The 8754-nt window shown below is 71.1% G+C and carries 7 protein-coding genes and 1 pseudogene; 6 read left to right on the top strand and 2 right to left on the bottom strand.

Annotated elements, in window-relative coordinates:
* The 5 genes and pseudogenes from ACMGFG_RS10360 to ACMGFG_RS10340 form a co-directional block, all read left to right on the top strand.
* A pseudogene (locus tag ACMGFG_RS10360) lies at positions 1–165 on the top strand (DUF7119 family protein); the annotation flags it as partial.
* 259 nt (positions 166–424) lie between these two features.
* Positions 425–1819, top strand: a complete 1395-nt coding sequence (locus ACMGFG_RS10355; protein ID WP_436930261.1) for an MATE family efflux transporter — start codon at positions 425–427, stop codon at positions 1817–1819.
* Between the two features lie 156 nt (positions 1820–1975).
* Positions 1976–4318: a DEAD/DEAH box helicase gene (locus ACMGFG_RS10350; protein WP_436930266.1), complete on the top strand. Its 2343-nt coding sequence runs from the start codon at positions 1976–1978 to the stop codon at positions 4316–4318.
* Positions 4319–4673: 355 nt separating this feature from the next.
* Positions 4674–4922, top strand: a complete 249-nt coding sequence (locus tag ACMGFG_RS10345) for a DUF8028 family protein (RefSeq protein ID WP_436930260.1) — start codon at positions 4674–4676, stop codon at positions 4920–4922.
* A gap of 170 nt (positions 4923–5092) precedes the next feature.
* Entirely contained in the window at positions 5093–5812 is a 720-nt protein-coding gene (locus ACMGFG_RS10340) for a DUF91 domain-containing protein (RefSeq protein WP_436930259.1), read from the top strand.
* A 12-nt stretch (positions 5813–5824) separates the two neighbouring features.
* Here ACMGFG_RS10340 and ACMGFG_RS10335 read toward each other — a convergent pair whose 3' ends face one another.
* Positions 5825–6478: an HAD family hydrolase gene (locus ACMGFG_RS10335; protein ID WP_436930258.1), complete on the bottom strand. Its 654-nt coding sequence runs from the start codon at positions 6476–6478 to the stop codon at positions 5825–5827.
* 95 nt (positions 6479–6573) lie between these two features.
* On the opposite strand from ACMGFG_RS10335, the gene endA reads away from it, so the two are divergent.
* Complete coding sequence (gene endA, locus ACMGFG_RS10330) at positions 6574–7662, top strand: tRNA-intron lyase (protein ID WP_436930257.1); 1089 nt, start codon at positions 6574–6576, stop codon at positions 7660–7662.
* A 68-nt stretch (positions 7663–7730) separates the two neighbouring features.
* Here the strand turns inward: endA and ACMGFG_RS10325 are convergent, their stop codons facing one another.
* On the bottom strand, positions 7731–8513 hold the full coding sequence (locus ACMGFG_RS10325; RefSeq protein WP_436930256.1) for an MBL fold metallo-hydrolase: 783 nt from the start codon (positions 8511–8513) through the stop codon (positions 7731–7733).
* Between the last annotated feature and the right edge of the window lie 241 nt (positions 8514–8754).

The following is an 8754-nucleotide window of genomic DNA, read 5'->3' as shown; positions in this document are numbered from 1 at the left end:
GTCGCGATGGGCGAGATCGCCCCCACCGCCGCCAAGCACATCGCCCGCGTCGCCGGCGCCGCCCGCCTCCAGCTCGCGTGGGCCGTCCTCGACCATGACATGACCGTCCGCCAGGTCCGCTCGGTCGCCAGCGACGTCAACGACGGCACCGACCGCGACGCCGCGCCGCCGGAGGCGACGGAGCGCGACGGCCGTCTCGTCGTCGGCCGCCGGCCCCTCGTAGGCCGAGCGGGCGCGCCACCGGACCGCCGCGCCGACGGCGACGGCGACCGCGACCTGGAGGCCGGCGGCGACCGGCGGGGCGAGTGGGGGGCTCACGCGTACGGCGACGACGCCGACCGCCAAAATGTCACCGAACGGTTCGGTGGAAAATTCAACAGGTAGAAACAAATATTTAACATGTATCGGCACGGGATCGTCGGATATGTTCGAGGTGACGCGCGACGACATCGTCGGGGGCTCGCTGTCGCGCGCGCTCGTGGTCCTGGCGGGACCGCTGGTCGCCCAGAACTTCGCGCTGGTCGCCCAGTCGGTCGTCGACCTGTTCTGGGTGGGGCGGCTCGGGGGGACGGCGGTCGCGGCGGTCGGGCTGGCGACGGTCGTCGTCGCGCTGCTGACGGTCCCGCTCCGGGCCTTCTTCACCGGGAGCCAGGTGGTCACCTCCCAGCGCGTCGGCGCCGACGAGACCGAGGCCGCGCGGCGGGTCCCGTTCACGGCGGCGGCGGCCGCCGTCGCCCTCGCCGCGGTGATCGGCGCGGCGCTCGTCGTCGGGGCGGACACGGTCGCGGCGCTGTTCACCGACGACGCGGCGGTCGCGTCGGCGACCGCCAGCTACCTGACGGCCTACGCGCTGGCGCTCGTGACGACCGCGGCGAGCGACACGCTGGAGAGCGGGTTCACCGGCTGGGGGGACACGCGCGCGGCGCTGTACGTCAACCTCGCCGCCATCGTCGTCAACGTCGTCTTCGACCCGCTGTTGATCCTCGGGTGGGGCCCGTTCCCCCGGCTGGAGCTGTTCGGCGCGGCGCTGGCGACCGCCATCGGCTACGGCGCCGGTGCGCTGCTGGCCGTCGCGCTCGCCGCGCGCGGTCGCGAGGGGTTCCGGATGACCCGCGACGCGCTCCGCCCGCACCTGGACACGGCCCGCGACGTCGTCGACGTTGGCCTCCCGGTCGCCGGCCAGTACGGCGGTCGGCAGGTCGCGCGCGTCGGCATGATCGGCGTCGTCTCCGCCGTCGGCGGACCGGCGGCCCTCGCCGCCTACCACATCGGCTCGCAGGTCGCCACCGTCGCGTTCGTCCCCGCGCAGGGCCTCGCACAGGCCGCGACCAGCGTCGTCGGGCAGAACCTCGGCGCCGAACAGCCCTCCCGCGCCCGTCGCGCGACCTGGATCGGCGCCGCCATCGCGGCGCTCGGGCTCTCGGTGTTCGGGGCCGTCCAGTGGCTCGTCCCCGCCCCTATCGCTCACGTGTTCGTGCCCGACCTCTCCGGGCAGGCCCTGGAGTACACGGTCCTGTACCTCCAGGTCCTCACCTACGGCTACTGGGCGCTGGGGGTCATCTACACGGTCGAGGCCGGCTTCAACGGCGCCGGCAACACCGACGTGAGCATGTACTCGACGCTCGCCCAGTACTGGGCGGTGCGGCTCCCGGTCGCCGTCGTCGGCGCCTACGCCCTCGACCTCGGCGTGGCGGCCGTCTTCTGGGGCGTCACGCTGTCGAACGTCGCCGCCGCCCTCTGGCTGGCCGCGTACTTCTACCGGTCGGCCGACCGCGGGATGCTCGACCGCGCCGCCGACGACGCCGCCGCGTCGGACTGAACGGGGACGGTACTGCCTGACCGCGCCCGCGGACTCCGACCGCATCCACCGGGCCCGACCGTCCCCGCCGACCACTTCCACTCCGCCATAGAAACGCATATGCCCACGGGGCACCCGGATTCGTTCGTGTCACGGCACGCCGACGGCGAGACGGAGCTGGCGGTTTCCGAGGTGCTGCCCGACTACGCCGACGCCTTCCCCTTCGAGCGGTTCAACCGGATGCAGTGTGAGGTGTTGCCGGCGCTGCTCGACTCCGAGGACAACGTCGTCGTCAGCGCGCCGACCGCCAGCGGCAAGACCGCCCTCGCCGAGGTCGCCATCTGCGAGGCCCTGGAAGCCGACGGGACCGCCCTCTTTCTCGCCCCCCTGCGCGCGCTCACCAACGAGAAGGAGAGCGAGTGGGAGCGCTTCGAGGACCTGGGCTACTCCGTGTACGTCGTCACCGGCGAGCGCGACCTGAACCCGCGCCGCGCCGAGCGGGCGGACATCCTCGTGATGACCCCCGAGAAGGCCGACTCCGCGACGCGCAAACACGACTCGCCGCGCTATTCGTTCATCACGGACGTGGACTGCTGCGTCATCGACGAGGTCCACCTGCTCGACTCCGAGAAGCGGGGGTCGGTGCTGGAGGTCACCGTCTCGCGGTTGCGCCGGCTCTGCGACCCGCGCGTGGTCGCGCTGTCGGCGACGATGCCGAACGTCGACGACGTGGCCGGGTGGCTGGACGCCCCCGCCGACAACACCTTCGAGTTCGGCGACGACTACCGGCCGGTCCCGCTGCACGCCGACGTGCGGACCTACACCCACGGTGACAACGCCTTCGCCGACAAGTACCGCCGGCTCTACCGCGCCCTGGACATCGCCGAACCGCACATCCGCGACGAGGGGCAGGCGCTGGTGTTCGTCTCCTCGCGACAGGACACCGTCCAGGCCGCCAAGAAGGCCCGCGACGAGATCGTCGAGCGCGACATCCCGATGGGCGCCCGCGGCGACTACGACTTCCACAACGACGCCGCCGACCTGTCCAACGAGACGCTCCGGCAGTCGGTGCTCGACGGCGTCGGCTTCCACCACGCCGGCCTCTCGAAGGAGGACAAGGACCTCGTCGAGCAGTGGTTCAAGGAAGGAAAACTGCAACTGCTGTTCTCCACCTCGACGCTCGCGTGGGGCGTGAACCTCCCCGCCCGCTGTGTCGTCATCCGGGATACCAAGCTCCACGACCCCCTGGAGGGCGAGGTGGACATGAGCCCGCTGGACGTGCTGCAGATGCTCGGGCGGGCCGGCCGACCGGGCTACGACGACAAGGGCTACGCCTGGGTGGTCTGTGACTCCTCGGACGCCGACAAGTACCGGGCGCTACTTCGAGACGGCAAGGAGATCGAATCGCGGCTCGCCGAGGACCTGGATGCCCACCTCAACGCGGAGATCGCGCTGGGGACCGTCGGCGACATCGAGGACGTGATGGACTGGCTAGAGACGACGTTCTACTACGTGCGCGCCCGCAGCGCCCCCGAGGAGTACGCCTCCGAGAGCGCGCTGCGCGAGCGGGTCAGCGACACGCTGCGCTCGCTCGTCGACCGCGGGTTCGTCGAACGGGAGGACATGCGCCTCGAACCCACCGCGCTCGGGCGGCTGGCCTCGAAGTTCTACCTGCGGCTCGACACCGCCCGGGAGTTCGCCGATCTAGCGGAGCGGGCGGACGAAGACGGCCTCGACCAGGACGGGATCCTGCGAGCGGTCGCGACCGCGGCGGAGTTCGACAGCGTCAGCGCCCGCTCGGACGAACGGGACGCCGTCGCGGCGGTGCTGGGCGAGACCGAGGACCTCGACCCGGGCGGCCGGAAGGTGCTGGCCATCCTCGAGTCGCGGATGCGCGGGACGACGCCCGGCGAACTCCAGAGCGATGCGTGGGTCATCACCCAGAACACTCTGCGCCTGCTCGCCGCGCTCAGGGCCTTCCTCGACCGGCTCGCGGGCGCCGGGGCCGCCAACCTCGCCTGCCGCATCGAGGCGCGCATCGAGAACGGCATCAGCGACGACGCGGTCGGGCTCACCGCCATCGACGGCGTCGGCTCCGGCCGCGCGAGCAAGCTCGCCGCCGAGGGGATCACCACGCCCGCCGAGGTCCGCGAGGCCGGCGTCTCCGGCCTCGTCTCCGCGGGCCTCTCGGAGGGCGTCGCCGAGCGCGTCGTCGAGAGCGCCGGCGACCTCCCGAACGTCGTCGTCGAGTGGGGCGAGTTCCCCGACAGCGTCGCCACCGGCGAGAACGACATGCGGGAGGTCACCGTGCGCAACGTCGGCGGCGACGCCCGCGCGGGCCTGCGCGTCACGGTCAACGATGTCGAGATGACGGCGAAGAACCGCTATCTCGGCAAGGCCGACCTCCCCGTCGGGGTCTTCGGCGGGACCGCCGACGAGATGGAGTACGCCGTCGAGGTCGCCTTCCCGGAACTGCCGCTCCACCCCGTCGTCGAGACCCGTACCGTCCGGGTCGAGTGACCGTCCGGCGCGCCCGCCCAGGCGCCGCGCCCTCGACTCGTCGGACTGCGCGGACCACCCACCCGACTCCGCGGGCCGACCGCGCCGACCGCCCGACCACCCCTCGAATTCGACCCGAGACGTGGTGTGCGTCGACACCTGTCGAAAGCATACAGGAACTGTCTTTTCACCACTCAGATTCGGTTTTAAATCTTCTAAGCGATTCTGGTTAGGTCGTAAAACGTTAGGCGGCCAACTGAAAGGTCGGTCCGGGAGGGGTAAAATCGGGTTGATCGGGAGAAATGGCGCGAAATCACCCTAGCGGTCGTCCCTTTATATGGGGTATCCGATGCAAGTGGGAGGTAGGTGACGAACGATGTCAAGCGCCTCCCCCTTCCGTCGGTCCGCCCCCGAGTTCCCCACGACCAGCGGCGTACAGCGTCTCCAGTCGCTCGCGGTCGGTTCGGCCCGGTTCGCCGGCTTCTGGTCGGCGGTCGTCCTCCCGTTCGCGATGCTCGCGATGGTCGTCTCCGGGTCGGTCGCCCAGCAGGCCCCGCTGTTCGTCGGGTTGCTGCTCGCCAACGTCGTCGCCCTCCGCGTCGGCCACGGTCACAAGCAGGAGTGAGCGAGCCCACGGTTCCCCTCCCGACACCGAATCGCTCCCTCCGCCCCCGAGAGACCGACGGTCCGGTCCCCGCGGTCACCTGCCGCCTCCCCACCGGCCACACCCGCCGCCCCTCTCGCACTGCCGCTCGCTCCTGAACTTTAAGTCCGAAAGCCGGGCCACGCCGACCCATGCACGACGAGGTGCGCGTCGTCGCGGGCGACTGCACGGCGACGTTCGACGGGCGAACGGATCGCGAACACCGCGGCGACGTGGTCACGGTGGTCAAGCCGGACAACACGGTACTGGTCCACGACGCCGACGGCTACCAGCCGGTCGCCTGGCTCACGCGAGCGGAGAGCGTCCAGTTCGTCGACGGCGTCCTCGACGCCCGCGAGGGCGACCAGCACCTCCGCGTCGAGGTCCACGACGAGCACGGCGCAGCTCGCCACCCCGTCTCGCCGGCGGGCGTTCCCGTCGGTGACTGCCCGACCTGCGAGGGGCGGCTCGTGCTCGCGGGCGGCTCCGTGCTGTGTCGCGACTGCGATGACGAGTACTCGGTCCCACGGGACGGCGCGGTGCTGGAGGAGACCTGCCCGGTCTGCGGGCTCCCCCTGCTTCGAGTCGAGCGAGGCGACACGTTCGAGGTGTGTATCGACCGCGACTGTCAGTCCATCGACGACCGGGTGGCCGAGCGCTTCGACCGCGAGTGGGACTGTCCGAACTGCGACGGCGACCTGCGGATCCTCCGCCGCGGCGGGCTCATCGCCGGCTGCGAGCGCTACCCGGAGTGTGACACCGGCTTCGGGATCCCCACCGGCGTCGTCGACGGGACCTGTGACTGCGGGCTCCCCGTCTTCGAGACGCCGTCCGGACGGCGCTGTCTGGACACCGACTGCGCGGAGACGTAGCGGCGGACCGGGTCACGCGGATTCGCCGTCGGCGCGGGCCAGCAGGTGCTCCCGGAGATCCGTGGGGGAGTTCGCCACGTAGTCGGCGCGGCTCCGGTCGGTCTCGTCGGCGGCGCCGTGGCGGAAGCCGACGACGTGCATCCCCGCGCGGCTCGCCGACTCGATCCCGTGGACGGAGTCCTCGACGGCAACCGCGTCGGCGGGGTCGACGCCGATCCGGTCGGCGGCGTGTTCGTAGACCGCCGGCTCCGGTTTGCCGGGCCCGTCCAGCGCGTCGGCGCTGACGACCGCGTCGAACGCCAGGTCGAAGCGGTCGAGCACCACGTCGATCCAGTCGTGGGGCGACGAGGAGACCAGCGCGAGCGTGACCCCGCGGTCGCGCAACTCGGCGAGCAACTCGTCGGTGCCGTCGAGCAGGCGCACGTCCTCGCCGTAGACGGTCGTCGCCGTCTCCTCGTACCAGCCGAGAAACGCTCCGCGGTCGATGTCGATCCCGTAGGTCCCGTCGAGGTACTCGTAGATCTCCCGGTAGTTCATGCCCGTGATCTCGTCGAGATCCAGGTCTTCGAGGCCGACCAGCGACAGCAGTTCCTCGCGCTCGTAGGGGTGCCAGTAGTCCTCCGAGTCGACCAGCACGCCGTCCATGTCGAAACAGACCGCGTCCATGCCCCGTGGTCATCCGGCGGTGTGGTGTGTCTTTTGGATACCCCTCCCAACCCGTGATCGCAGGTGCTTTCCGCGCCGGCAGGTTGCTCTCGTACATGCACGCGACGCTCTCGGGGGACGTGGTCAGGGCGGGCGAGCGGGCCCGCGAGCGGTTCTACGACTCCAGCGGCTACGGCCACCCGGTCGACGGGGGCGCGCTCGAACTCGCGCCCGTCGAGGCGGCCCACCTGCTCTACCGCGGCGACCTGGCGGCCGTCGAGGGGCCGGACGGCGCCGCGATGGACTTCCGCGCCTTCCTCAGCTCCGCCGCAGTCTCGGAGATCGCCTTCCTCGTCTACAAGGACCTGCGCGACCGCGGGTTCTACCTCTCGCCCGCACGCGAGGGGTGGAGCGACGCGCCGGCCGCCCGCGACGCGGTCGACGACCCGGCAGTCGACTTCGTGGTCTACCCCCGTGGTTCGGGCCCGTGGGACGACGAGGTGGCCCACCGCGTAGCCGTCGTCAGCGAGCGCGAGGCGGTGCCGGGGACTGACCTCGGGAACCTGGTGCTGGCCGTCGTCGACGAGGAGAGCGCGCTCACCTACCTGGCGACCGAACACCGCGACGTGTCGGGGACCAGCGAGACGGACCTGCCGGCGGGCGTCGAGGGCGACCTCCTCTCGGATCGGCTGTTCCTCTGGGACCCGCCGGCCGCACTCTACGACGAGGGGTTCTACGGCCAGCCGCTCGACGACCAGGCGGGCGACGTGATCCAGCTCTCCCTGCTCGAAGCCGCCTACCTCGCCGGCGAGGGAGTCCTCGACGTGGAGGGCGGGGCGGAGGCGGTGGTCGAGCGCGGTCGCGAGGTCGAGGGCGAACGGTTCGACCGCCGCCTGCGGGTCTACGAGTCGCTGCGCGAGCGCGGGCTCGTCCCGAAGACCGGCTACAAGTTCGGCGCCGACTTCCGGACGTACGCCGACGTGGCGTCCGTCGACGACCTGGGCCACTCCGAGTTGCTCGTCCGGGTGCTGGAACGCGGTCACACCTTCTCTCCCCGCGACCTGGCGCTGGACGTGCGGCTCGCCCACGGCGTCCGCAAGGAGATGGTGTTCGCGCTGGTCGACGGCGAGGACGCCGAGAACGCCGAGGACGCCGGCGACCCGGACGGTGTCGAGTGGCTCTCCGTGACGCGGCTGACCCCGTGACTGCTTTCGGCCGCTGAATTGGGACTTGGACCCGGACCCGGACTCGAACCGTCCCCTGCGGGGCCGGGCTACAGCGCGACGCGGTCGAAGTCGCTCCAGACCTCGAACGACGAGGCGTCGTCGAGTTCGTCGGTGTGGCGTTCGAGCATGTGTTCGGAGACGTTCGTGGCGACGACCCGGTCGGCGTCGAAGCGGCGGGCGCCCGCCCGGAGGTCGTCGGCGTCGCCGTGGAACTCGGCGCCGAGCACCGACCCGTCGAAGAAGAGCAGATCGGCGCCGGTGCAGAAGTCGGGCACCGAGTCGACGCTGTCCACGTCGGGCGCGTAGACGACCGTCGAGTCGCCGGTCGAGACGGCGTAGCCCTGCGTGGGGAAGGTCTTGGTGCCGTGGTCGATGGCGAACGCCCGCACGTCGAACGCGTCGGTGCGGACCGCCTCGTCGGGGTCGAGCGGGACGTACTCGACGTGGTCGAGGATGTGCGGGAAGGTGTCCTCGGTGAACGTCCGGACCGGTCGCGACCCGTAGACGGTGACCTCCTTGCCGAAGGTCGGGTGGTCGAACTCGGCCTCGTTCCGGACGTGGGTGTCCATCGCGGCCTGGTTGAGCTCGTTGATCCCCCAGTAGTTGTCGAAGTGGGCGTGCGTCGCGAAGAAGCCGTCCACGTCGTAGACCTCCATCTCGTGGAGCTGGTCGGCGATGTCGGGGCCGATGTCGAGGACGAGCCGCCGGTCGTCGACCTCGACCAGCACCGCCGGGCGCCGGCGGCGCTCGCTGGCGGCGCAGTACTCGCAGTCACAGAGCGGAGCGGGCACGCCGACCGCGTCCCCGGTTCCCATGAGGGTGACGCGCATGCACCCGTTTGGGCCGACCCGCCGAAACCCGTTTCGTGTATCAGATCCCGAACCGGTCCGGACCCCGACGCCGCCGGGAGCGCCCGGCCCGGCGACGGCGGTCGGTCTCTCCGCGGACACCGACGTTCGGTACCGATCCGCACGGTTCGAGGATTTTATTACGAACCGCAATCGATCGTCGACCGGAATCGGGGGCGTCAGCGACGGCGTCGTCCGCTGGCGCCCGTTCTCGTCGCAGTCG

The sequence above is a fragment of the Halosimplex halobium genome (genome assembly GCF_051414055.1).
Taxonomy (GTDB): domain Archaea; phylum Halobacteriota; class Halobacteria; order Halobacteriales; family Haloarculaceae; genus Halosimplex; species Halosimplex halobium.
Note: the sequence above shows the minus strand (reverse complement) of the source record. Positions and strands in the feature narration are given on the sequence as shown.

Bases quoted from the DNA above. Each gene is read 5' to 3' on its own strand.
- ACMGFG_RS10345 (WP_436930260.1), top strand. From the start codon at position 4,674: ATGTCAAGCGCCTCCCCCTTCCGTCGGTCCGCCCCCGAGTTCCCCACG.
- ACMGFG_RS10335 (WP_436930258.1), bottom strand. From the start codon at position 6,478: ATGGACGCGGTCTGTTTCGACATGGACGGCGTGCTGGTCGACTCGGAG.
- ACMGFG_RS10340 (WP_436930259.1), top strand. From the start codon at position 5,093: ATGCACGACGAGGTGCGCGTCGTCGCGGGCGACTGCACGGCGACGTTC.
- ACMGFG_RS10325 (WP_436930256.1), bottom strand. From the start codon at position 8,513: ATGCGCGTCACCCTCATGGGAACCGGGGACGCGGTCGGCGTGCCCGCT.
- ACMGFG_RS10355 (WP_436930261.1), top strand. From the start codon at position 425: ATGTTCGAGGTGACGCGCGACGACATCGTCGGGGGCTCGCTGTCGCGC.
- endA (WP_436930257.1), top strand. From the start codon at position 6,574: ATGCACGCGACGCTCTCGGGGGACGTGGTCAGGGCGGGCGAGCGGGCC.